The organism is Pectobacterium colocasium, from assembly GCF_020181655.1.
GTDB classification, from domain to species: Bacteria; Pseudomonadota; Gammaproteobacteria; order Enterobacterales; family Enterobacteriaceae; genus Pectobacterium; species Pectobacterium colocasium.
On record NZ_CP084032.1, the window covers coordinates 2810285 to 2835425 of the forward strand.

The following is a 25141-nucleotide window of genomic DNA, read 5'->3' on the forward strand; positions in this document are numbered from 1 at the left end:
CATTAAACCCACTATTGTTAAATTGTATTAACACTCGCGCCATATACCCCAAATAATTCGAGTTGCAGGAAGGCGGCAAACGCATGAATCCCCAGGAGCTTACACAAGTAAGTGACTGGGGTGAGTAAGAGAAGCCAACGCACATGCAGCTTGAAGTATTAACGGTATACCCGTTCTGAATAACGAAGGAGCCGTTGTTATGAATAACGTAAAGAGCATTGTGATCTGGCTGCTAGTCGGCCTGGCGGGCGCCTTTGCGTTCGCTACGCTGGCACTGAGCCGCGGTGAACACGTCAATGCCGTGTGGTTAGTCGTCGCTGCTGTATCGTGTTACAGCATTGCCTATCGTTTTTACAGTCTGTTTATCGCCAAAAAAGTCTTTGAGCTCGACGATCGCCGCCTGACACCGGCGGAGCGTCATAACGACGGTCTGGACTACGTTCCCACCAATAAATGGGTCCTGTTCGGCCACCACTTCGCCGCCATCGCCGGAGCCGGGCCGCTGGTTGGGCCGATCCTCGCCGCGCAGATGGGCTTCCTTCCCGGAACAATCTGGATTCTGGTCGGCGTTATGCTGGCTGGTGCCGTGCAAGACTTCCTAGTGCTATTTATCTCCACCCGCCGGGATGGGCGTTCTTTGGGCGAGATGGCGAAACAGGAACTCGGGGCGTTCGCGGGTATCATCACCATGCTCGGTGCGTTGGGCGTGATGATCATCATTCTCTCGGCGCTGGCGCTGGTCGTCGTTAAGGCGCTGGCGGAAAGTCCGTGGGGGCTGTTCACCATCGCCGCCACTATCCCTATCGCGCTCTTTATGGGCGTTTACATGCGCTTTTTACGTCCGGGTAAAATCGCGGAAGTGTCTATCATTGGTTTTGTGCTGATGATGCTGGCGATTGTGTATGGCGGTAACATTGCCGCGCATCCCTACTGGGGGCCGTTCTTCACGCTGAAAGGCACGTCGCTCACCTGGATTCTGGTGATTTACGGGTTCATCGCTTCTGTGCTGCCGGTCTGGCTGCTGCTGGCGCCGCGTGATTACCTCTCTACCTTCCTGAAAATCGGGGTCATTATCGGGCTGGCCTTCGGTATCGTATTCGCGATGCCGGAAATGAAAATGCCCGCCGTTTCCCGCTTTATTGACGGCACCGGCCCGGTCTTCTCCGGTACGCTGTTCCCCTTCTTATTTATTACTATCGCCTGTGGCGCGATTTCGGGCTTCCACGCCCTGGTTTCCAGCGGCACCACGCCGAAGCTGGTTGAACGTGAAAGCCACATCCGCTTCATTGGTTATGGCGCGATGCTGATGGAATCCTTCGTCGCGATCATGGCGCTGATTTGTGCCTCGGTTATCGAACCGGGCATCTACTTCGCCATGAACTCACCTGCCGCGCTGATCGGCACCACGGTTGAGAGCGCCTCGCAGGCCATCAATAGCTGGGGATTTGTCATCACCCCGCAGGAATTGAGCGCGATTGCCCATGACGTGGGCGAAGCCTCGATTCTTTCCCGCGCGGGCGGTGCGCCAACCTTCGCGGTAGGCATGGCCTACATCATCACCGAAATCTTTAACAGCCGGGCGATGATGGCATTCTGGTATCACTTCGCGATTCTGTTTGAAGCCCTGTTCATTCTGACCGCAGTAGACGCCGGGACGCGCGCCTGTCGCTTCATGGTGCAGGATCTGGTCGGTATTGCGATTCCCAGACTGGCCAACAGCCACTCCTGGCTGGGTAATCTGGCCGGTACGACCGTCGCCGTTTCCGGTTGGGGATTCTTCGTCTATCAGGGTGTTATCGATCCACTGGGCGGGATCAATACGCTCTGGCCGCTGTTCGGTATCGGTAACCAGATGCTAGCCTCGATGGCGTTAATTCTCGGCACCGTGGTGTTGTTTAAGATGAAGAAACAGCGCTATGCGTGGGTGACTATAGTCCCTACCGTCTGGCTGTTTATTACCTCGATGACGGCAGGTTGGCAAAAAATCTTCCATGAAAAGCCCAGCATCGGTTTTCTGGCACAGGCAAAACGCTTCGCGGCGGGTATTGAGCAAAACACGCTGATCGCCCCGGCCAAATCGATTAAAGACATGGAAACCATCGTCTTCAGTAACCAGATTAATGCTGCGTTGTGCGGGTTCTTCATGCTGGTAGCGGTAACGATGCTGGTTTCCGCGTTCTTCGTCATTCGCCGGGCGCTGAACAGCGATGTCCCAACGGCAAAAGAGACGCCGATAGTATTACGGGACGGCGCACAACCTTAAAACGTCGTCACGTTTTCCTCAATCCCTCCTTCATGGAGTAATGCCGATCGTTTAAGAATCGAGATACCGGGGGCTACCACGGTGCGAGGTATCCCTGCGGGAACCTCATCACCGTGTTTCCCCCTAAATCCACGCTTAAGTGAACAGTATTATCCTTCATGGAGGGATTTTTTATGGCGTGCCATTCAGCAACGTAATCAATAACGATAGCGCCGCATTTGCGGCGCTAAGGTGTTACCTAGAAAGTGAAAGGAATCGCGGCGGTTTATTGCCCGTAATACGCGTTCTTACCGTGCTTGCGTAAATAGTGTTTATCCAACAGCGTTTGCTGCATCTCACCCAGTTGAGGCGTTAACTGGCGCGAGAAAATTCCCATGTAGGCAAGTTCTTCCAGAACAACGGCGTTGTGCACCGCATTGTCTGCATCTTTCCCCCACGCAAAGGGGCCGTGCGAGTTAACTAATACGGCGGGGACATCTACCGGAGAAATGCCACGCTGGCGGAACGTTTCGGCGATCACTTGCCCGGTTTCCCATTCATAGCGTCCGTTGATTTCTTCATCCGTCATCAGGCGCGTACAGGGAATCGAGCCATAAAAGTAGTCTGCGTGCGTCGTTCCCCAAGCGGGGATATCTTTACCGGCCTGCGCCCAGATCGTGGCATGGCGAGAATGGGTATGCACAATACCGCCGATATCGGCAAACGCCAGATACAGCACACGGTGGGTATCGGTATCTGACGACGGTTTCTTCGTGCCCTCTACCACCTTACCGCTTTCCAACTCAACGACAACCATATCTTCCAGCGTCATGGCTGAATACTCCACGCCGGAAGGTTTGATCACCATAAGGCCATGCTGCCGATCTACCGCGCTGACATTTCCCCAGGTAAACGTCACCAGATTGTGCTGCGGCAAAGCCAAGTTGGCTTCCAACACCTGTTTTTTTAGCGTTTCTAACATATCAGCCTCCCATCGGCGCGATAACACCATTTTCGCGGCCTGACGAGCGGGTCGCTATGGGCTAAATCGCTAAAGACCTAGCGGTGTTCTGCTATGGGAAAAAGAAAGAGACACACCACAGAATTGCGCAAAAAACAGCCAACTTTATCAATTATTGCTATCGTTAACATAACGCAAGGGAATTAAGAGTTTTTACCTGTTGCAGTTTTTTCCGATGATTATACTTGTCATCAAGCAGTAAAAGGCTCTGTTTCTTTATTTAATACCGTAAAAGGTACGTTGTTCGATATTTCCTCACAAGAAACGTGAGGCCAAGCGCAGAAGGGGAAAAAGATGAAATTAAACAAACGTTTTGCAACAGCCGCTCTGGCAATTACGCTTGCCGTTACACTCGCAGGCTGTTCAAACATGTCTAAACGTGACCGTAATACCGCGATTGGTGCCGGTGCCGGTGCGGTAGGTGGCGCTATCTTAACGGATGGCGGAACATTAGGAACGCTGGGCGGTGCAGCTATCGGCGGACTGATTGGCCGTCAGGTCGACTAACGAATTCATGAGCAGCAGGTTCACGGGACTGAGCCTGCTGCTTTTATCTATCTCTTATCTGCCTCTGGCATACTTCAGCCACCAGCCAGCTTAACCTTCATGCCTTTCGCTTCCAGCAGCTGTTTTAGTAGATCGCGTTTATCTCCCTGGATTTCGATCACACCGTCTTTCACTGCACCGCCGCAGCCGCATTTTTTCTTCAATTCAGCCGCCAACTTATCCAGCGCGACATCATCCAGATCGAGACCGCTGATCAGGCATACGCCCTTCCCTTTGCGTCCGCTCGTCTGACGCTGGATACGCACAATGCCATCGCCTTTTGGCCGAACGGCCTTTTCTTCTTCTGGCTTAATACGCCCGGTTTCCGTGGAGTAAACCAGTTGGCTATTCTCATCACGACGCATGCTCATGAGGCAGCCCCGTTTAACAATGAGGCGCGAATCTCGCGCAGCGTCTGCGCCGGGTCTGCCGATTGGGTGATCGGACGTCCAATCACCATATAGTCTACGCCAGCCTGCTGCGCCTGAATCGGCGTCATGATGCGGCGCTGATCGCCAACATCGCTGCCTGCGGGACGAATTCCTGGCGTGACCAGCTTAAATGCCTGCCCGCATACCTGCTTCAACCGCTGCGCTTCATGTGCGGAGCACACCACGCCATCCAGCCCGCTGTTATGCGTTAGCACGGCCAGCTTTTCCGCCTGCTCCGCAGGACTGACGGTAATACCAAGCCCGCGCAGATCGTCTTCGTCCATGCTGGTTAGCACGGTCACGGCAATCAGCAGCGGTGCATCGTTACCAAACGGCACCAGCGCCTCTTTTGCCGCCGCCATCATGCGCGAACCACCGCTGGCGTGGACATTCACCATCCACACGCCAAGATCGGCCGCGGCCGCAACGGCGTGAGCGACGGTGTTCGGGATATCGTGGAATTTCAGATCGAGAAACACATCAAAACCGCGCTGTTGTAGCGTCTGCACGAACTGTGGCCCGAACAAGGTAAACATCTCTTTGCCTACCTTCAAGCGGCAATCCTGCGGATCGATACGGTCAACAAACGACAACGCCGCTTGCTGACTGTCATAGTCCAGCGCGACCACAATTGGGGATGATACCGTTTGATTCTTTTTCTGTAGATTCTCGTTTTTCATTCGTCACCCAGTCTCTTGCGAAGCCAAAATTCCCGCCGCATTCTACATGCCCCGCCCTTGAAATCCCAGCCACCTGAAGACCAATGCGGTTAAAGAGGCTGGCTGGAACCGAAATCGTGCACAGTTAATAGTATGTTGTAACTAAAGTGCATTAAATAACATCCATGCGATATAGTGAAGCGTTACTGGCCGTCGAGCCCACGGATCGGTTTTATGCTGGCCCAGGTACGGCAGGAAGGACACTGCCAATAGAGTGATTGTGACGTGAAGCCACACTTGCGGCAACTGTAGCGGGGTTTGGTGCGAATCTGTTCGCCCACCATGTCGCGCAACCCCTGAAGATTTTCTTTTGTTCGTCCATCTTCCGCTTCATGCAGGTGAAAATCCATCAGGCGATGGAATACGCGCATTGTGGGGTGACGCTGAAGCTGACGATTGATATAAGCCTGTGCAACCTCAGCCCCCTCTTCTCTTTCAAGGATGTCGGCCAGCATTAATTCCGCCGTCGCACCGGTATTTTCTTCTACACAGCGTTTGAGGAAATTCGCCCAATCCAAGGGCTTATCTAAATGCTGATAGCACTCCTGTAGCATCGGCAGCGTTTCACTGACCAGCTCTTTATCCTGATCGAGAACCTGTCGCAGCGCTTCTACGGCACGCGAATAATCCTGCTGTGCCATGTAAATGCGCCCCATCATGATGGATGCGCGGGCACACTGATTGTCCGCCGCGGCACCTTTTTTAAGCAGCGTTAACGCTTTATCCAGATCGTCGCTGCCCATCGCCAACAGCGCCAATTCGCAATAAAAATGGGCGATATCCACACGGAGCTGATCTTTTCCCATCTTCACCAACTTCTCGGCAATCTCAATCGCCGCTGGCCAGTCGCTGGTCGCCTGATAGATCTGTAATAGCTGTTGCAAGGCGCTGCGCCGAAAATCCTCTTCATCCACGAGTTGGTTGAAGCTTTCTTCAGCGCGGTCGTACAACCCGGCGGCCATGTAATCACGGCCCAGTTGTTGCACCGCCAGCAGGCGTTGTTCAAAGGTTAGCGATGCGCTTTCGGTCAGCGCCTGATGGATGCGTATCGCACGATCGACTTCGCCACGCGAACGGAACAGATTACCAAGCGTGAGGTGGGCTTCAAAGGTGTTGCTGTCATCCTTGAGCATATCGAGGAACAGCTCAACCGCCTTATCCTGCTGATTGGACAACAGGAAGTTAACCCCGGTGACATACTCACGGGACAGGCGGTTGGACTCCTGATCTTTGTCCTGCTGCGCACTTCTGCGCCCCATGTACCAGCCGTACGCGGCGGCCACGGGCAGCAACAGAAACAGCAGTTCTAACATAGAGAGGATTCCTTAGTGGGTGACCGTCTGCACTGGCGCCACGTTCTCCTCGGTGGAGGTAGAAAGCTGTTGTTCCAGACGCTTGATTTTACGTTGTGCACGGCCAAGCGCAATGCGCTGACGCAGATAAAACAGACCACAGATAACCCAGCCAAGGACAAAGCCCAAGGCAAACAGCGTAGCAAGCAGCGTGGAGATGCGATAATCCCCCTGTGCCAGCAGGTAGTTAAATGTCACAACCTGATCGTTGTGCGCACCCAGTGTGACAGAAATGATGAATATCGCCAGCACGAGTAAAAAAATCAGCAAATATTTCACATTGTCCTTCCTGTGATATCCAGTAACCGGATGAATTATGCCAAATTTTGGCAACAAACCCCATTAAATTACCATGTCCGGCACGGACAGGGAAATCACAGCGTCAACCCGATTTTTTGTCGCCGCACTTATCACCACACTTCCAGTGTACAAAAGTCAAAAACAAGAACCGTGCTCCGCTGCCGTCTGCGCTTGTTATTTATTCTGTGCTGAATAAAAATGACAGCAGCAAGTCAGCAAGGGGAAAAGTCATGTCAAAGCAGGACGAACAGCGATTATTGGTCAAGATCGCTACGCTCTATTATAGCGAAGGGATGAAACAAGCAGACATTGCTGCCTCACTCCATTTGTCACAATCTTTTGTCTCCCGCGCCCTCACGCGCTGTGTTAAAGAAGGTGTGGTCAAAATCAGCGTAATTCAACCCCCGAACATGTTCATGGGGCTGGAAGCGGCGATTCAGAAGCGCTACGGCATCGATCAGGCTATCGTGGTGGATGTCGCCGATAACGCCACGCTGACGCAAATCAAGCAGGCGATTGGCTCTGCGGCCGCACACTATGTCCAAACCAGTATCCGTCCTGACGATCTGGTGGGTATTTCATCCTGGAGCAGCACACTGCGGGCGATGGTGGACAGCCTGCATCCGCAGAGTGTCAAGGCTCAGGGCGTCATCCAGTTGTTAGGCGGCGTAGGGCCGAACGGCAACGTGCAAGCGACGATCCTGACGCAAACCTTAGCCAATCAGCTCAGTTGCCCCGCTTACCTCTTGCCCGCACAGAGTATTGAACGGTCGGTAGAAGACCGTGCCCGTTTGGTGACCAGCGATGAAGTTTCCAACGTGGTCGATAAATTCAGCGAGGTGAGTCTGGCGCTTGTGGGTATTGGCGTACTGGAACCGTCGCAGTTGCTGAAAAATTCCGGTAACTACTATCACGAAGCGATGCTGCAACAGCTGGCCGAACGCGGCGCCGTGGGGGATTTGTGCCTGCATTACTACAATGCGGACGGCGAACCAGTATTGCAGGACGATGAGGATCCGGTGATCGGTATGGCACTGCCACAACTGCGTCAATGTCCTCGCGTGGTGGCGTTGGCGGGGGGTATCGAGAAAAGTGCAGCGATTCGCGGCGCGTTGATCGGCCATTACGTTGATGTACTGATTACCGATCGGTTAACAGCCGAGACACTGATCTAACGTACCCATCATGCGTGATGAGCAAGCAAGAACGATAGCGTCAGGCGCAGAGTAATTCCCCTCTCTACGTCTGACGCACCACCGCGAGATTATTCGTTTACGTTAATGGATGACAGCAGCGCATCCTGCACAATCCGCTGCGCCTGTAACGGATTTTGCGCTTCCTGTGCCGCCTGGAGCGCCGGAATATCCAGCTTGTCCAGCGAGCGGTAGATATGCTTCAGGAAACGAATGGACAGCTTCGCGGCTTCAACGTGATTCTCGCGGAACGGGAACTGATCGAGCTGCCAGACACCCTGCCAGTTATTGATTTTCAGCACATAGAAGAATTCAAAGATCTCGGTCATATGCACGGTGCCGACCACCAGGTCGTCATCCCAACCGCGCAGATTGTCATTCACATCCATACCGCACAGTCGGCCGCGATCGATAATCAGCTGGGCCGAGTCGGCTGGTGATTCGCCGCCATACAGAGCATGCCCGAAATCCAGTAGCACCCCGACGTTATCCAGCCCGATATCTTCAATTCCCAGCAGCGTTCGCGCGGCAGAGTCCCAGGTCATTTTCACGCGCGGTTCACGCGGCTTGTACTCAATAGCGAATTTCACATCGGGGTTAGCCCCCGCCAGATCGCGCATACCATCAACCGCCAGCTTCCACAGGTTTTTATGGCTAACTTGGAACGGATAATCCCAGCCATCCTGACCCGGCCAGACTTTGACGTAATTTGCCCCTAATTCACGCACAATGCCGGCTGATTCGTGCATGAGTTAAAATGCTGCGGCTCGGGCCGCCGGATCGGGGTTGGTAAAGGCACCGCGAGACCACTTTTGCAGGTAAATTTCCGGCGTGATGCCAATCGCCTTCAGCCCGGCATCTTTCAACGCATCCTTCACTTCGCTGAGCGTCACGCCCGGCGTGAAGGGATAAGGCAAATCGACATAGGAAAGCTCGCCAACGGCTTTCGCCGCTTTGATCTGAAACGGGCCAATGGTGCCATCGGCTCCGGCATTATCCAGAATGATGGCCTTCGCCTTGCGGGCAATGGCGGTTTCAATCAGCTGATTTTGTTTGCTGACGCCATCGTCATGCGACGCCACCAGCGTGGTGTACCCCAGTTCGATAGCTTTGGTTCTGGCGCCTTCGGCTTCCGCTTTAAAGAACGGGTTGTCGTGTGAAGGGGTAATAATGGCGATCAACCCGTTACCTGCGGCGAACGCACCGGCAGAAAAGGAAAACATGATGGCCAGCAGGGAGGATTTCAGACGGTAAGGTTTCATTGTTATCCCCCCCCATCACTTGAATATATATTCAATATCGAATTAAAATTCAAGTGAAGTTTTACAACCAACCGAAAAATTGTCCAACAGCAAAAACAGGAATAGCGAAGCAGCTCACAAATTGTTTACATTTTGCGCGAGGCGATAGCGGCAAGAGCCGGGAAAAAAAAGAGGCGAGAGGAATTTTTGCCGTTGTATCAGCAACGGCAACCGAGCGACGAACAAGGAGGCGCGACATAAAAAATGCGGATGACTTATGCCATCCGCATGGTACGCGCTACAGGGGAATATCTATGGAGTATAACTTACAGCAGGAACAACAACTCAACGACTACGAGGGTTTATTTTCGGCGGCATCCTCCTCCGCCTGTTCTGTAATTTCTTCATACTGGAGCGAGAGCGGGCCACACCAGCGCTGCGCCAGCCAGCTGGCGACGATCACCAGCAGCCCGCTAATTAACGTCGCCACCACCAGATCCTGCGGCCAATGCATGCCGAGCGCCAGACGGCTGCCCATGACGCCACTCGCCCAGAGCATCAGGATCACCACCGTTTTATAATGTCGACGCGCCCACAGCAGCCCAACGCCCAGCAGCGCCCAAGTCGCTGCAAACAGGGTGTGCCCGGACGGGAAAGCAAAGCCGGTTTCAAACTGCCAGTGGCTACGCAGCCATTGCGGAATCTGTGTTTGATCCTGCAACTGCGTTTTCACCAGTTCCGAACGTTCTTTACGCGGCAACGAATAGAAATAACTGTCATCTACCTGGTGATTTTTCTCCAGCCAGACGACATAGGGCCGAGATTCCTGTACCCACTCTTTAATCACCGATTTGATACCCTGACCCACCAGCACGGTAATCGCCATGATGACTAACAGACCGAGCGCGGGCTTCAGACGAAAACGCAGGCACCAGAGAAACCAAATACCCAGTACGATGCTGGTCAGAATGCCCCACGGCGACGTCACCGTTTCTGTAATCCAGAAAAGTACGCGTAACCAGAGCCCGTTATACTCCGGTTGCCACTGCCAACCGCTCACCCAGATAATCATTGGCATAATCAGTAATAGCGCCGCACCAATGGTTGTTCGTTTGGCAATTTCGTACATAGTTTTTCCCATAATACAGATAGTTTGTTCCCATAATTCAGTATGATGCTTTGCAACAAAACTTTCACAATTCTATCAGAAAATCCGACATAGACTGTCAGTATGGCGTAAAATAGCGCTCAGTTCTGTCAACGAATCTGAAACCAGATGGCAGTCTGGTGGCGTTATAGTTCAATTTTTGTGACGTTCTTAGACAGGCTTTTTTGCTAGTCAAGCGCGATAGGGCGCAGTAGGATTCGCCCCAGCACTTTTATTTTTAAAAAGCAGCTTTTTAGAAAAAGCTTTTTGGATACAGCATTTTTGGAGAAGAGTATGCAGCTAAAAAGGGTGGCGGAAGCCAAGTTGCCTACCCCATGGGGCGATTTTTTGATGGTCGGTTTTGAAGAGATCGCCACGGGGCACGATCACCTTGCATTGGTCTATGGTGATATTTCCGGTTCAGTTCCCGTACTTGCCCGCGTGCATTCCGAGTGTCTGACAGGGGATGCGTTATTTAGCCTGCGTTGTGATTGCGGGTTCCAGCTTGAAGCCGCACTGGGTCACATCGCCGAAGAAGGTCGCGGCGTACTGTTATACCACCGTCAGGAAGGCCGTAACATTGGGTTGCTCAATAAGATCCGCGCCTATGCGTTGCAGGATCTGGGTGCCGATACGGTGGAGGCCAACCAACAGCTTGGATTCGCCGCCGACGAGCGTGATTTCACACTGTGCGCTGATATGTTCAAGCTGCTGGGCGTTGATGAAGTCCGCCTGCTGACCAATAACCCGCAGAAAGTGAAAATACTCAACGAAGCAGGAATCAATATCGTCGAACGTGTGCCATTACTCGTCGGGCGCAACCCAAAGAATGAGAACTATCTGGCAACCAAAGCCGCCAAAATGGGACACATGCTGGATATGAAATAGCGATCCCACGTCGCGTCAGGATCGTATCTTTCAATGACGACAGCCGGTTTTTACCGGCTGTTTTATTTGGTTCAGTGCTTGAGGATGTACATGTCTTGCGTGTAATAATCGCCGCGCACATTAGGCGAAAAACCACCAATATAGGTTTTAACCATCTGAGGCTGGACGTAATAATAGATAGGCAATAATGGAATGTTTTTATCTAAAATATCCGAAGCCTGTTGATAAATAACCTCTTTATCTTGCTTATCCTTCACCGTCAGCGCTTTTTTCAACAACGCATCATATTCCGTATTACTGAATTTACCATTGTTGTTACTGTCATTGGTTTCCAACGTATTCAGGAACGTACTGGCTTCATTGTAATCCCCCGTCCAGGATTGTCTGACCACTTCAAAATTCCCCATACGTACAGTATCCAGCATGGTTTTCCATTCCTGATTTTGCAGCGTCACTTCTGAGCCAAGATTCTTCTTCCACATTGAACTCGCGGCGATCGCCACACGCAAATGCGATTCAGAGGTGTTGTAAAGCAGGTTGAATTTCAGCGGATGTTTTTCATCAAATCCAGCTTCTTTCAACAGTTTTTTCGCTTCCTCGTTGCGCTGTTGCTGTGTCCAACTAGCCCATTCAGGATCCTTACGCTGGAAGCCACCAATATTTTTAGGAATCAAACTGTAAGCAGGCGTCTGTCCCATACCCAACACATTATTGGCGATGATATCTTTATCTAAGCTGAGATCCAGAGCACGACGAACACGGGGATCGTCAAAAGGTGCCTTTTTCGTATTGAAGCGATAGAAGTAGGTACCGATCTGCGGTGCTACCTTCACTTCCTGCGGGTATTCTTTTTTCAATGATGCAAACTGGATCGGTGATAACAGCCCGGTAATGTCAACTTCACCGGACTTATAGCGATTCAGCTCCGCCGCCTGAGAACTGATCGGCAGGTACGTCACTTTGTTAATCACGGTATGCGCGTTATCCCAATACTGGCTATTGCGCGTGCCGACGATACGTTCGTTAACGACCCACTCGCTCAGCGTGTAGGGACCGCTGCTGACAAAATTGCCGACCTGCGTCCAGTTTTCCGGATGCTTTTCAATCACCGCTTTCGGTAATGGCACCAGTACATGGTAAGCCGACATTTCCAGGAAATAGGAAAGCGGATGCTCCAGCGTCACTTCAACGGTATGACTATCCAGCGCCTTGATACCCAAGGAATCTGGCGTTTTCTTGCCTGCCAGAATATCCGCCGCATTCTTCACATACATACTGGCGACATAGCTACCGTACGGTGACAGCGTTTTCGGGTCACCAAGACGTCGCCAGCTGTAAACCACATCATCAGCGGTAATCGGTGAACCATCGGACCATTTGGCATCAGGCCGCAGATGGAACGTCCACACCGTGTTGTCTTTATTCTCCCAGCGCTCCGCCAGTCGCGGTTCGATAGTGCCGTCATCGTCCACGCGAACCAGATTATCGAAGAAATCATTGATAATGTGGCCTTCTACATCGCTTTCCACCTTATGCGGATCCAACGATGCCGGCTCTGAACCGTTGCCTCGTACCAGTTCTTGCTTATCCGCCAGTACCGCCCCAGCAGGAACCTGGGCAGCAAAAGCCGATGTCATCGCCCCTGCGGTACACAGCGTGAGCAGCAGCGAGTGTTTGAAGCGTTTTTTAATTAACTCATTCATATAACCTCCTGTTATATCCCCGTCATTCTTCAAGCGGCATTTCCGCGATTCCGAGGCATGGATGGGCAATAATTTTTACTTATTCCCCATGTAGTTAGCGTCACTACCACCTAACCACAATTCACCTGAGGATTCGAGCATTTAATGTGGGAAAACGTGCGCTGGTGCAGAAGAAAAGTGCACCAGCGCGGCAGGACTGAACAGGAGTAACGTTACAGCATATTACGGATAACGTAGTGCAGGATGCCGTCGTTCTGGTAGTAGGTCAGTTCGTTACGGGTGTCGATGCGGCAGCGGGTGCTGATGGTCTGCGTGTTACCACTGGTATCCGTGATGTTGACCTCAACCGTCGCCCCCGGCGTCAGCTGATTTAGCCCCGTAATCGAGATTTGCTCGTCGCCGGTTAATTGCAGCGTCTTACGCGTCACACCGTCAGGAAACTCCAGCGGCAGAATCCCCATCCCAATCAGGTTAGAACGGTGAATACGCTCGAACGATTCGGCAATCACCACACGAACCCCCAGCAAACGCGGGCCTTTCGCGGCCCAGTCGCGGCTGGAGCCTGAACCGTATTCCTTCCCGGCAAACAGCGCCAGTGGCACATTGTCGTCCTTGTAGCGCATCGCCGCGTCATAAATCGTCATCTCATTCTGCGACGGGATATGGCGGGTATAACCGCCCTCTTTACCCGGCACCATCTCATTACGAATACGGATGTTGGCAAACGTCCCGCGCATCATCACTTCGTGGTTACCGCGCCGTGAACCGTAAGAGTTGAACTCCGCGGTTTCGACGCCACGCTCCAGCAAATATTTCCCTGCCGGGCTATCGCGCTTGATATTACCGGCTGGCGAGATATGGTCGGTGGTGACCGAATCGCCCAACATCGCCAGAATACGCGCGTTGTGGATATCCTGAACCGGTTCAGGTTCTTTCCCCATTTCCAGAAAGAAAGGCGTCTGACGAATGTAGGTCGATTCTTCCGGCCATTGATAGGTAGGATTGTTATCGACCTCGATATCTTGCCACTCCTGCGTGCCTTCAAACACCGCCGCATATTGCTTGTGGAACATGCCCGCGCTGACATTCAATACCGCGTCTGCCACCGCTTTGGTCGAAGGCCAGATATCTTTCAGGAAGACGGCTTTTCCGTCACGATCTTCACCCAGCGGTTCTTGGGTCAGATCGACGTTCATATTCCCCGCCAGCGCATACGCGACCACCAGCGGCGGCGATGCCAGCCAGTTCGTTTTCACCAGCGGATGGATGCGGCCTTCAAAATTACGGTTGCCTGACAGCACCGCGCCAACCGTCAGATCGCCTGCTTTTATCGCGGCTTCGATCGCGTCCGGCAGCGGGCCGGAGTTACCGATACAGGTGGTACAGCCGTAACCGACCAGATTGAACCCCAGTTCATCAAGGTACGGCGTCAATCCCGCTTTAGCATAGTAATCGGTTACGACGCGTGATCCGGGTGCCAACGACGTTTTCACCCACGGTTTGGTTTTCAGACCGCGCTCTACGGCATTTTTTGCCAGCAGCCCGGCTGTCATCAGCACGCTCGGGTTAGAGGTATTGGTGCAGGACGTGATCGCAGCGATCACGACCGCGCCTTGATGCAAACGGTGCGTTTCGCCTTCCAACGTGAATTCTTCATAGTCCGAACGATTCTTCACCGTGCTGACATCCAACTCCCGACTGGCTTTAAAGGCTTCTGGCACGCCAGGTAAAGGCACACGATCCTGCGGGCGTTTCGGCCCTGCCAGACTGGTTTCCACCGTCGCCAAATCCAGCGCGAGCTGGCTGGTAAATACCGGTTCATCCCCGGTATTACGCCACAGCCCTTGCTGCTTACTGTAAGCTTCCACCAGTGCAATCTGTTCTTCCGCACGGTTGGTCAACCGCATGTAGTCCAGCGTGATTTGATCGATGGGGAAAAAACCGCAGGTCGCACCATATTCCGGTGCCATGTTGGCGATGGTCGCGCGATCCGCCAGCGGAAGCGAATCCAGTCCATCGCCGTAAAATTCCACAAACTTGCCGACCACGCCGTGTTTACGCAGCATCTGCGTAACCGTCAGCACCAGATCGGTTGCCGTGATCCCTTCGCGCATCTTGCCGCTGAGTTTAACGCCGACCACATCGGGGATCAGCATCGACACCGGTTGCCCCAGCATCGCTGCTTCGGCTTCTATCCCGCCGACGCCCCAGCCGAGCACACCCAAACCGTTAATCATCGTGGTATGTGAATCGGTTCCCACCAGCGTATCGGGATAGGCGAACTGTTTATCGCCCTGCTTTTCATGCCAGATGGCCTTAGCCAGATACTCCAGATTCACCTGATGGCAAATCCCGGTTCCCGGCGGCACGACGCTAAAGTGGCTAAAGGCATTTTGCCCCCAGCGCAGAAACTCATAGCGTTCACGGTTACGCGCCATTTCCAGCTGTGTGTTATCCGTGAGCGCCTGACGATCGCCGAAGTGATCAACCGTCACCGAGTGGTCAATAACCAAATCAACTGGCGACAGCGGGTTAACCTTATTCACATCGCCGCCCAGTCGCTTCACCGCCGCCCGCATCGCTGCCAGATCGACCACGGCAGGCACGCCGGTAAAATCCTGCATTAATACACGCGCGGGACGATAGGCAATTTCCCGGTCAACGTGGCCTGTCTTCAGCCAGTCCACGACCGCCTGAAGGTCGTCCTGCTCGACCGTGTCGCCGTCCTGATGACGCAATAAATTCTCCAGCAGCACCTTGAGTGACTTCGGTAATTTATCAATGTTACCGAGCGCTTTCGCCGCCTTCGGCAGGCTGTAATAATGGTAAATTTGCTGCTGTACCGTCAGTGTGTCCAGACAAGTGTCGCGAAGGTGTGATGACATGCTTCCTCCCAAATTAACTTGCTATTCGTTATTCTGCATCGGGCGATCAATGAATAACCAGCCTGATCTTGCGGTCTTATTTAAAGATAACACAAACAAAAAATAACGTTTTTGCAACAAGACGATATGAATGCAGCGATAGCCGTTAGCTATTGAAAAGCGGTAGATCAAAATAAACGCTAATAGGAACGTGAAGGGGATAGCAGACAGTAAAAGCAGCAAGCAGAAGGGAGCGAAAGCAGAAGAGAAAAACGGCCCGAAGGCCGTCTGTCTCAGTGTATTAACCTGAAGCGAATTTAGACATTTTCGGCCGCCATCACAGGTGCGTCTTCATCGGCATGCTCATGCTCTTGTTCTTCCAGTCCATGGTTTCGCTCCAGCTTGGCAACAACCGCAGTCGCCATACCGTTACCAATCACATTGGTCGCCGTGCGGCCCATATCCAGGAACTGATCGATACCAATAATCAGCAAAATGCCCGCTTCGGGTAAACTGAACATCGGCAATGTCGCAGCAACCACGACGACGGCGGCACGCGCTACGCCAGCCATACCTTTACTGGTGATCATCAGCGTCAGCAGAATCAGGGTCTGCTCCGTCAAACTTAAGTGGATGTTGTAAGCCTGCGCGATAAACAGAATGGCAAACGCCTGATAGATCATGGATCCGACAAGGTTAAAGGAATACCCCAACGGGAGCACGAAGCTGGTGATTTTTTTAGGCACGCCGAATTCGCTCAGCGCTTCCATTGTTTTCGGATAGGCCGCTTCGCTACTAGCCGTCGCAAACGCCAGCATACTAGGCTCACGCAGCAGTTTGATCAGACCCCAGGTTGCTTTCTTACCGAGGAACAACGTCCCGGCACCAAACATGAGCCCCCATAGCAGCGCTAATCCAAGGTAGAACTCGCCGATAACTTTGCCAAAGTCGAGGAGAAGCCCCAGACCTTCGGTCGTAATAGATGACGCCAGCGAGGAAAACACGGCCAGCGGCGCTAATCGCATGACATAGTCCGTCACCCGAAACATCACTTTCGCCAGTGCTTCTACCATCGTTTCCATGGTAACGGCATGCTTGGTTTGGCCTTTAACAAAAGCCAATGCAGAACCGAAGAACATCGAGAACACCAGAATCTGCAATATTTCGTTATTCGCCATGGCTTCGACGATACTGCGTGGAAATATATGCGCAATGAAGCTTTTCAGCGTAAATCCGCCAGTGTTTACGCCAGTATCTACGGCTATTGGCGTACTTGGAATGGCGAGATTCATGCCAACACCGGGTTCAAAGATATTTGCCAACAACATACCAATAAAGAGGGATACCACTGAAGAGCAAATAAACCACACCATGGCCTTCAGACCTATTCTGCCAACTGAGGAAGAATTCCCCATACTAGCAAGACCCGAGACCAATGTTGCGAATACCAATGGCGCAATAATCATTTTTATCAGGCGAAGAAAAACATCGGTCACTAGATTAAAGTAGGAAACGACGTCTTTGGCTTGCTGCTCAGTTAATACAGCATGACAGACCCCCCCGACAATAATTCCGAGAACAATAGCCAAGGCAATAAAAAACAATAAGCTGTTCTTTTTCATAGTAACCTCATGGTAACAAATAGCGTTAGACAATACGCATTATTAGTAAGAACTCGCCGTTCGATGCATCCTCGTCATCATCCTGCGGTTTATCCCATTTTTCGTCGTAATATTGTCTGTATCTTGGTGTAGAATAATAGTTAATCGATAATGTTATTGCTTCCCCATCAATAATAGAAGCCGAGAAATAACACAGAAGATATAACAGGAAGCGTCATAGTTAACTCATTTCATTCTTTCCCCACAAAAACCATTCAACATGACTACCCCTATTTTATTACAGGCTAAAATAAAGGAGTAACCTAGTCTATGTAACAATAAATTACGTTTCTTCATACCCCTCCTATTTTCATTTTTAAATATCCATAAGGCACCAACCTTGGGGAAATAACTTAAATTGACGGTGTCATGAAAAATACGAAATCTGTCACTAATGAATTTTTTCCTATCAAAAAATGTAGTAATCATTAATTAAGTTCGATAAATCACACGTGGGAAAACATCACTTACACCGCTGATTTAACCGCATAGGCTTCAAAAACCCACAGCGTCCTTTATTTAGCACGTTCCCTGCGTTAACGTCTCATCTCCCAGGCTATCGCGATCTTGCCAATTCCGAAGTGACTCTGGCGATCCATCACGTCGATGTTCCCATCCCCGCCAAAAGCGGCCTATGGCGACCGCCACATCGCTTTACTTACCTTCGCCGTTAACCTCAGTAAAACAGCCCAGGAATGGCGAATGAACATTTGATGCTGAACGGTCAAAATCGCCTGAATTTCATACAACAATCATACATAAGGAGTATTTTGCAAGAAGCCTCACACTCTCTCGTTACGTTTTGTTGTAAAAAAACGACATGTAGCTATTCAACAATCATCAGCGCATGTGTTGATGGAAAAATAATAATAGAAAGGGGTTTCCATGAAACTGTTTTATAAAGCTGAAAGCAGTTCTCTATTTACACACATCGTTTTGATCGAATCCAAACTGGAATTCAAGCTGGAGAAGGTCAACCTGCGCACGAAAAAGACAGAGCGTGGAACCGACTATACGTTCATCAACCCGAAAGGAATGGTGCCAGCACTAGAGTTGGATGATGGTTCTGTTCTGACTGAAGGTGTCGCTATCGCCGTATACATCGCCGATCTGGTTCCACACTGTAACCTTATCGCCCCGACCGGCAGCATGGCGCGCTACCATACTCTCGAATGGCTGAATTACATTTCTGCGGAGCTGCACAAAACGTTTACGCCGCTTTTCCGTCCCGGCACGCCGGAAACGTATAAAGAGCTGCTGATGGAATATTTGCAGGTCAAATTTCGTTATATAAATCTGGTGTTAAGTGAACAAAACTATCTGGTCGCTAACCGTTTTAGTATCGCCGATGCGTATCTGTTTACCGTGATGCGCTGGGCACAGTCGCTAAAACTGGACATGTTCCGCTACCCTGCACTAGCGGCTTACCTCGACCACATTGCCGAACGCCCTTCCGTCGCGACCGCGCTTAAGGTTGAAAGGTTGAAAGGTTGAAAGGTTGAAAAAATAGCATGCAATAACGCCCCGACATTCGGGGCGTTATACATTTTACGACAGGCGAATCGCCTGAAAATGATGACGCGGATTGGCAATCCCATCCTGAGCAGCGACCAGTTGCAGCTCATATTCATTCATCTCTTTCGTCACCAGCATGACTTCATAGACAGCCGCCGTCGTGTGCTCCAGCGCCTTATCCAAGGCCACTCCTTTCAGCAAGTTCACCAGCAGCAAGCCACTGGTTAAATCGCCCACGCCGACGGGCTGGCGTTCAAATTCCACCAGGGGACGGCTGATGTGCCAGGCATCCGTCGGCGTGACCAGCAGCATCTCGAAGCTGTCTTCACGCGCAGCCGCTCGGCTAAGGTGTTTGACCAGAACGATTTTTGGTCCTTTTTCACACAGCGCGCGCGCGGTTTCCACGGCCTCTGCCACGTTATGTACGGTGCGGCCACCGAGCAGTTCCAGTTCAGGCAGATTCGGCGCGATAATATCGGCCGCAAGCAACGACTGCTGACAGTGAAACCCAGATACGCCGGGCGCGACAATGCAGCCTTTCTCTGGCGTTCCCATCACCGGATCGCAGAAATATAGCGCATCAGGATTGGCGGCTTTTACCTGACGGACAATCCCAAGGATATGTTCCCCTTGCTCCGCCGACCCGATATAACCACTCAGCACGGCATTACAGGTTTTCAGCTTGTCGATATTCGCAATCCCCTGCACCACGTCGGTCAGGTGACTCGCAGGCATTACACACCCCGTCCAGTGGCCGTATTGGGTATGGTTCGAGAATTGCACCGTATTCAACGGCCAAACGTTTGCGCCCATCCGACGCATGGGAAACTCTGCCGCGCTGTTACCAGCATGACCAAAAACGACATGGGATTGGATGGAAAGTATATTTTTCATTAGATACAACTCAAATCCTTGCCAGCGCCTGTGCGCCTCAACTTACAAGAAGAAAGGGAGCTGGCGCTCCCTTATCGGTGATGCTTATGCTTTCCAACAGATCAGGCAGTAGTGCTTTTTGCCGCGACGCAACAAGGTGTAGCGATCGAACAAACGGTCAGCAGCACTGAAGGTGTATTCAGGATCGGCCTGCTTTTCGCCATTAATGGTTACCGCATTCGAAGAGATCATCGTACGAGCCTGACCGCGTGACGGCACCAGCTCCGCACTCACCAGCGCCTGTTGCAAATCCGCGCCGTTTTCCAGTTCGATAATCGGCATACCATCCTGCGCCAGTTGGGCAAAATCGTCCTGCGTCATCTCCTGCAATGCGCCAGAGAACAGGCTTTGTGTAATACGGCGAGCGGCTTCCAGACCCGCTTCGCCATGCACCATACGGGTCACTTCTTCCGCCAACACGTACTGCGCACGCGGAGCCTTACCGCTATTTTTATCTTCTTCTTCCAGCGCGTCGATGTCTTCAAGGCTCATGAACGTGAAGAATTTCAGGAAGCGGTACACATCGGCATCCGCCGTGTTGATCCAGAACTGGTAGAATTTGTAAGGGCTGGTTTTGCTGGCATCAAGCCAGATCGCGCCGCCTTCCGTTTTACCGAATTTCGTCCCATCAGATTTGGTGATCAACGGCACAGTCAAACCGTAAACCTGTTTTTGGTTCATACGGCGCGTCAAATCGATACCGGAGGTGATGTTGCCCCACTGGTCAGAACCCCCAATTTGCAGTTCGACGTCATGCTGTTTGTTCAGCGAGGCAAAGTCATATCCCTGAAGCAGGTTGTAAGAAAATTCGGTGAACGAAATACCAACGTCATCACGGTTTAAACGCTGTTTGACGGCTTCTTTGTTAATCATCTGATTAACGGAGAAATGTTTGCCGATGTCACGCAGGAAATCCAGCACGTTCATACTGCCGAACCAATCGTAGTTATTAGCCGCAATTGCGCTGTTTTTGCCACAGTCAAAATCCAGGAATGGAGACACCTGACGACGAATTTTCTCTACCCATTCCCCCACGGTGTCAGCCGTGTTCAGCTTGCGCTCCGTGGCTTTAAAGCTGGGGTCACCGATCAGCCCCGTGGCGCCGCCTACCAGTGCCACCGGTTTGTGCCCAGCCAACTGGAAGCGTTTCAGGCAGAGCAGCGGCACCAGATGCCCCAAATGCAAGCTGTCAGCGGTGGGATCGAAGCCGCAATACAGTGCGATTGGCCCTTGCGCCAGCCGCTCTGCTAACGCACCCTCATCCGTCACCTGGGCAATCAAGCCCCGCTCTTGCAATTGTTTAATCAGGTTACTACTCGCCATCGATAACTCCATTTTTATAAAAAACAGGCCGTTACGTTCCCTCTTTGGGATACGCACAACGCCGTGAGAAATGCGCAGCATACCTGCCTGCTGCCGCATGATGATTTCACTGCCGCATTACCTTACGCAACACGCTATAAACACCCCTATCGCTGTGCAATGCCCAGTCAACGCGAAACTTCATAGGATAAAGTGCTGATGATAGGAGCGCCAGCGTTTAACACGGATATTTCGCGATTAAGGCGCTAAACGATCAATCTGCCAGCCTTCTTCCTGCCGCTGATAGAAAAATCGATCGTGCAAGCGGTGCTCACCGCCCTGCCAAAACTCCACAGAATCGATAACGACGCGGAAGCCTCCCCAGAAGCTCGGCAAAGGCACCTCGCCATTCTGGAATTTTTGCTTCAATTCCAAAAATTTACTCTCTAGCACGCCGCGCGCTGAAATCCGGCTGGACTGCTTAGATACCCACGCACCAATCTGGCTGTCTTTCGGGCGGCTGTGGAAATATTTCAGCACCTCCAGCGCCGGTAGTTTCTCCACGCGCCCCAGCACGATTACCTGTCGTTCCAGCATATGCCAAGGGAACAGCAGGCTAATACGTGGGTTGTTTTCCAGGTGATGGGCTTTGCGGCTGCCCATATTGGTATAAAACACCATGCCTTTCTCATCATAGTGTTTCAACAGAACGATACGTTGGTAAGGTTGCCCATGCTCATCGACGGTCGCGACGGACATCGCGGTAGGATCGGCCAGTTTCGCGTCGCAGGCCTGCTTCAACCAGCGTTCAAACAAATCCAACGGGTTAGCCGGAAGATCGCTACGACGAAGCCCACCACGCGTGTATTCACGGCGGATGTCGGCGATATCGGCGGGTTGAAGAGGAGTACTATCAGAGGGGGAGCGTTCCTGAGTCATAATGTCCTGCTGTCGCAATGTCGGGCCAGAAGCGGGCGAAAATCCCATTTTGCTCCCGTACCCGAAAAATCGCAATCAGCAGTAACACCGCGACCGTGCGACGTAGTTACATCGGTGCCAACACGCAGTCGTCTACGATAACCCGTTCACCACGTTGGATAAATGCGCGATCGCCTTTGCTCCAAAATGTGTAGATATCATTGCTGTATCGGACGCCAGAAGCGGACACCACCTGAGGGAGAGCCAGACGTTCGCCGTCCAGCAGGAAACTCACCTGCGAAGGCGTTTCGCCGCCCTGCTGTAGCGTCACCGTTAGCGGCATGGTACCACATTGATAATGCAGCGTTTCCACCGTTTGTTTATGACCGAAATAGCTGCATCCGCTCAGCAGAATCAGCGCTGTCCCCGTCAGCAATCGTTTCATTCTTTTCTCCTGTCATTCTTGTCAATGGCGGCAACTGACGCTGCCGCACCTTGAAGTTTAACAAGAGGATAAACCTGAACCTCTCGGCAAAATCTGATTAATCCGCGTTGACCGGATAAATCGCGCCTAACACCGTTTCCTGACTCGCTCCCGTAACAGACGGCAGATTGCCCGACAGTCCCGACAACGTGCGTGAAGCCAGCCAGGCAAATGCCAGCGCTTCCATGTCATCGCCGCTTACGCCACATTCATCCGTCGTGCTAACTTCGATGCCCGGCAGCAGCGCCGAGAGACGCGACATGATGAGCGGATTGCGCGCCCCGCCACCACAAACCAGTAAACGTTCGCATCCACCGACCAGCAGCACCTGTTCAGCGATGCTCATCGCGGTTAACTCAACCAGTGTTGCCTGAACATCCTGTGATGCCATCGGCGGCAGCCCAGCCAGCATTCTTTCCAGCCAGCTCAGGTTGAAATACTCACGTCCGGTGCTTTTTGGCGCCGGTAACGCAAAATAAGGATCGGTTAACATCCGACGAAGCAATAGCGGGTTAACCTGCCCGCTTATCGCCCACGCGGCGTCTTTATCGTACGGTTGTGCGCAGTGCCGCCAGATCCAGGCATCCAGCAACATGTTGCCGGGGCCAGTGTCGTAACCACGTACTGGCGCACCCGGAACCAACAGCGACAGATTGGCGATTCCCCCAACGTTGAGCACGATACGCCGTTCGACAGGATGTAGCAGCAGCGCATGGTGGAACGAGGGAACCAGCGGTGCGCCTTGCCCGCCATAAGCCAAATCCCGACGGCGAAAATCCCCCACGGTCGTAATACCCGTCAATGCGGCGACACGATTATTATCACCGATCTGCAACGTGCAGGGCGCGTCGCCCGTAGGCTCGTGCCAGACCGTCTGCCCGTGGCAGCCAATCGCCGTAATATCCTGAGCCCCCAATTCCGTCTCTTTAAGCAGCGCCAGTACAGCTTCGGCAAACAAGATACCCAGACGCGTATCCAACTTTCCCAGTGCCGACAGCGTTACCGCCTGCCCCTGACACATCCCCAGGATGGCCATTTTGATGTCCTGCGGTATCGGGTGACAGTAGCTGGCCTGCTGAGCAACCGTATGCTCGTCAATCGCGGCGAGCACAACGTCCACACCATCCAGGCTGGTGCCGGACATTACGCCAATATATCTGCCTGATCTCATTATGTAGCCTTTGCCCTATGGGATAAAAAGAGAACACCGCTAATAACCGTTATATCGAGAATAAAAGTAGCACGTTAACACGCTGAATTATTAAATTTTTTGCGTTTTTGCCACATGGGCCAGCTTTTAACCAAATGGGGGGTTTTGATAATATTTGCTACAAAAAAAGCCACTTCTCGTGCGATTTACTCCTCTGTTTATACGCAATTTAAGCGCACTATTATATTCTGAAAAAAAGAGTAAAAAGAGTGGCATGCTATACTGAGCCAGACCATAATTTATTGGTATAACACTGCGTCGGCCGCGGCTGAGCCAGCCCGACATATTCGCTATTAAGGAGTTAGTATTATGATGAAGCGTTTACTTGTGGTTACCCTTGCAGGTATCACGCTGGCTGGTTGTGCTAATACCAGTACACTTTCAGGTGATGTTTACAGTGCATCCGAAGCTAAGCAGGTACAGACTGTGACCTACGGTACGATTGTTTCTACGCGCCCGGTTCAGATTCAGGCGGGGGAAGATTCTAACGTGATCGGTGCGCTGGGCGGTGCCGTACTGGGTGGTTTCCTGGGCAACACGGTCGGCGGCGGTTCCGGTCGTAGTCTGGCGACAGCAGCGGGTGCGGTAGCAGGTGGAGTTGCGGGTCAAAGCGCAACAAGTGCACTGAACCGTACACAGGGCGTAGAGCTGGAAATTCGTCGTGATGACGGAAGTACTATCATGGTAGTACAGAAACAAGGCGATACGAAATTCAGCGTAGGTCAACGCGTTGCTATGGCCAGCAATGGCCGCAGCATCACCGTTTCTCCACGCTGATGCTGTGTGACGATCGCCGCCAACTGCGGCGATCGTCACAACGAATAATCAACTCCCGGAATGAATAACCAATGACAGATATTGGTAATATTACCGGGATTTAATTCTCCCTCTGCGCAACCCAAATTTAGCTACGCTTGATTCTCATGTAATGCCAATATATTTTTCTCAAGGCGCGCAACCAGCAGCGCTAATTCATCAACCTGCTCCGGCGTAATTCCAAATAATACTTCATTACGTGTATGGCTAATTACGCCATTGACTGCCTGTATGATCGGCTCTGCCGATTCAGTCAGCATAATACGTTTTGCCCGACGATCGTGTGCACAAACATGGCGAGTGATTAACCCTTTCTCCTCCAGCTGATCCAGTGTTCGAACCAATGAAGGTTGCTCAATACCTATCGCTTTGGCCAGTTGAATCTGCGATTGACCAGGGGGTAAATGGTATATGTTATGCAGCGTAACCCAGTGTGTTTGGGTTAGTTCAAGTGGTTTTAACCGATGATCGACTAGCGCACGCCATACGCGCACCAGACGGGCTAAATCAGATCCTAATGGCAATTCCATCACCTCTCCTTATTGTTAGCACGCTAAGTTATATCCCTGGATTGCAATCAACTCTGATTTATAAAATAAGAAACGACTTTATTGTTGTAAAAATAGAACCACCGTGAAATGGATTCTATCAAATA

The 25141-nt window shown here is 51.9% G+C and carries 21 protein-coding genes and 2 pseudogenes; 6 read left to right on the forward strand and 17 right to left on the reverse strand.

The features are described from left to right. Positions 1-199: 199 nt before the first annotated feature. The gene (locus LCF41_RS12540) at positions 200-2263 is read left to right on the forward strand and encodes a carbon starvation CstA family protein (protein WP_225084901.1); all 2064 of its coding nucleotides are present in this window, start codon (positions 200-202) and stop codon (positions 2261-2263) included. 265 nt (positions 2264-2528) lie between these two features. On the opposite strand, the gene araD is transcribed toward LCF41_RS12540, so the two are convergent. Then, positions 2529-3224, reverse strand: coding sequence for an L-ribulose-5-phosphate 4-epimerase (gene araD, locus LCF41_RS12545; RefSeq protein WP_225084902.1), 696 nt, complete (start codon positions 3222-3224; stop codon positions 2529-2531). Positions 3225-3557: 333 nt separating this feature from the next. Here araD and osmB point away from each other — a divergent pair, with 333 nt between their 5' ends. Further along, positions 3558-3770 carry an osmotically-inducible lipoprotein OsmB gene (osmB, locus tag LCF41_RS12550; RefSeq protein ID WP_039359270.1) on the forward strand — a complete coding sequence of 71 codons (213 nt, stop codon included), beginning with the start codon at positions 3558-3560 and terminating at the stop codon, positions 3768-3770. Between the two features lie 74 nt (positions 3771-3844). Here osmB and yciH read toward each other — a convergent pair whose 3' ends face one another. The 4 genes from yciH to LCF41_RS12570 all read right to left on the reverse strand — a co-directional run bounded on the left by yciH (position 3845) and on the right by LCF41_RS12570 (position 6590). Continuing rightward, positions 3845-4180: a stress response translation initiation inhibitor YciH gene (gene yciH, locus LCF41_RS12555; protein WP_225084903.1), complete on the reverse strand. Its 336-nt coding sequence runs from the start codon at positions 4178-4180 to the stop codon at positions 3845-3847. Beyond that, the gene (gene pyrF / locus LCF41_RS12560; protein ID WP_225084904.1) at positions 4177-4920 is read right to left on the reverse strand and encodes an orotidine-5'-phosphate decarboxylase; all 744 of its coding nucleotides are present in this window, start codon (positions 4918-4920) and stop codon (positions 4177-4179) included. Before pyrF ends, yciH begins: the two co-directional genes overlap by 4 nt. 182 nt (positions 4921-5102) lie before the next feature. Beyond that, positions 5103-6272, reverse strand: a complete 1170-nt coding sequence (lapB, locus tag LCF41_RS12565; RefSeq protein WP_225084905.1) for a lipopolysaccharide assembly protein LapB — start codon at positions 6270-6272, stop codon at positions 5103-5105. Between the two features lie 12 nt (positions 6273-6284). After that, positions 6285-6590, reverse strand: a complete 306-nt coding sequence (locus LCF41_RS12570; protein ID WP_015840581.1) for a LapA family protein — start codon at positions 6588-6590, stop codon at positions 6285-6287. Positions 6591-6841: 251 nt separating this feature from the next. On the opposite strand from LCF41_RS12570, the gene LCF41_RS12575 reads away from it, so the two are divergent. Further along, the gene (locus LCF41_RS12575) at positions 6842-7786 is read left to right on the forward strand and encodes a sugar-binding transcriptional regulator (protein WP_225084906.1); all 945 of its coding nucleotides are present in this window, start codon (positions 6842-6844) and stop codon (positions 7784-7786) included. A gap of 89 nt (positions 7787-7875) precedes the next feature. On the opposite strand, the pseudogene LCF41_RS22350 reads toward LCF41_RS12575, so the two are convergent. From LCF41_RS22350 to pgpB, 3 genes and pseudogenes are all read right to left on the reverse strand, one after another. Next, positions 7876-8766: pseudogene (locus LCF41_RS22350) on the reverse strand (sugar phosphate isomerase/epimerase family protein); the annotation flags it as partial. Beyond that, positions 8740-9066, reverse strand: a pseudogene (locus LCF41_RS22355) (substrate-binding domain-containing protein); the annotation flags it as partial. The pseudogenes LCF41_RS22350 and LCF41_RS22355, both read right to left, overlap by 27 nt. Before the next feature lie 331 nt (positions 9067-9397). Then, positions 9398-10174 (reverse strand): phosphatidylglycerophosphatase B, encoded by a 777-nt coding sequence (gene pgpB, locus LCF41_RS12585; protein ID WP_225084907.1) that lies wholly within the window; start codon positions 10172-10174, stop codon positions 9398-9400. Between the two features lie 312 nt (positions 10175-10486). On the opposite strand from pgpB, the gene ribA reads away from it, so the two are divergent. After that, positions 10487-11080 (forward strand): GTP cyclohydrolase II, encoded by a 594-nt coding sequence (gene ribA / locus LCF41_RS12590; RefSeq protein WP_225084908.1) that lies wholly within the window; start codon positions 10487-10489, stop codon positions 11078-11080. Between the two features lie 71 nt (positions 11081-11151). Here ribA and LCF41_RS12595 read toward each other — a convergent pair whose 3' ends face one another. The 3 genes from LCF41_RS12595 to LCF41_RS12605 all read right to left on the reverse strand — a co-directional run bounded on the left by LCF41_RS12595 (position 11152) and on the right by LCF41_RS12605 (position 17269). Further along, complete coding sequence (locus LCF41_RS12595) at positions 11152-12783, reverse strand: ABC transporter substrate-binding protein (protein WP_225084909.1); 1632 nt, start codon at positions 12781-12783, stop codon at positions 11152-11154. A 212-nt stretch (positions 12784-12995) separates the two neighbouring features. Continuing rightward, positions 12996-15668, reverse strand: coding sequence for an aconitate hydratase AcnA (gene acnA, locus LCF41_RS12600; protein ID WP_225084910.1), 2673 nt, complete (start codon positions 15666-15668; stop codon positions 12996-12998). A gap of 296 nt (positions 15669-15964) precedes the next feature. Continuing rightward, positions 15965-17269 (reverse strand): dicarboxylate/amino acid:cation symporter, encoded by a 1305-nt coding sequence (locus tag LCF41_RS12605; protein WP_225084911.1) that lies wholly within the window; start codon positions 17267-17269, stop codon positions 15965-15967. 924 nt (positions 17270-18193) lie between these two features. Between LCF41_RS12605 and gstA the strand changes: the two genes are divergently transcribed. Further along, positions 18194-18802, forward strand: coding sequence for a glutathione transferase GstA (gene gstA / locus LCF41_RS12610; RefSeq protein WP_225084912.1), 609 nt, complete (start codon positions 18194-18196; stop codon positions 18800-18802). A 54-nt stretch (positions 18803-18856) separates the two neighbouring features. Here the strand turns inward: gstA and pdxY are convergent, their stop codons facing one another. From pdxY to anmK, 5 genes are all read right to left on the reverse strand, one after another. After that, positions 18857-19717: a pyridoxal kinase PdxY gene (pdxY, locus tag LCF41_RS12615; protein ID WP_225084913.1), complete on the reverse strand. Its 861-nt coding sequence runs from the start codon at positions 19715-19717 to the stop codon at positions 18857-18859. A gap of 84 nt (positions 19718-19801) precedes the next feature. After that, positions 19802-21079, reverse strand: a complete 1278-nt coding sequence (gene tyrS, locus LCF41_RS12620) for a tyrosine--tRNA ligase (protein ID WP_225084914.1) — start codon at positions 21077-21079, stop codon at positions 19802-19804. 237 nt (positions 21080-21316) lie between these two features. Further along, a complete protein-coding gene (gene pdxH / locus LCF41_RS12625; protein WP_180742802.1) occupies positions 21317-21997 on the reverse strand; it encodes a pyridoxamine 5'-phosphate oxidase in 681 nt (226 codons plus the stop codon). Between the two features lie 106 nt (positions 21998-22103). Further along, positions 22104-22421 (reverse strand): MliC family protein, encoded by a 318-nt coding sequence (locus LCF41_RS12630; protein WP_225084915.1) that lies wholly within the window; start codon positions 22419-22421, stop codon positions 22104-22106. Between the two features lie 97 nt (positions 22422-22518). Next, positions 22519-23631 carry an anhydro-N-acetylmuramic acid kinase gene (gene anmK / locus LCF41_RS12635; protein WP_225084916.1) on the reverse strand — a complete coding sequence of 371 codons (1113 nt, stop codon included), beginning with the start codon at positions 23629-23631 and terminating at the stop codon, positions 22519-22521. 348 nt (positions 23632-23979) lie between these two features. On the opposite strand from anmK, the gene LCF41_RS12640 reads away from it, so the two are divergent. Further along, complete coding sequence (locus LCF41_RS12640; protein ID WP_225084917.1) at positions 23980-24447, forward strand: outer membrane lipoprotein; 468 nt, start codon at positions 23980-23982, stop codon at positions 24445-24447. Between the two features lie 131 nt (positions 24448-24578). Here the strand turns inward: LCF41_RS12640 and slyA are convergent, their stop codons facing one another. Further along, positions 24579-25016, reverse strand: a complete 438-nt coding sequence (gene slyA / locus LCF41_RS12645; protein WP_015840595.1) for a transcriptional regulator SlyA — start codon at positions 25014-25016, stop codon at positions 24579-24581. Positions 25017-25141 lie beyond the last annotated feature (125 nt).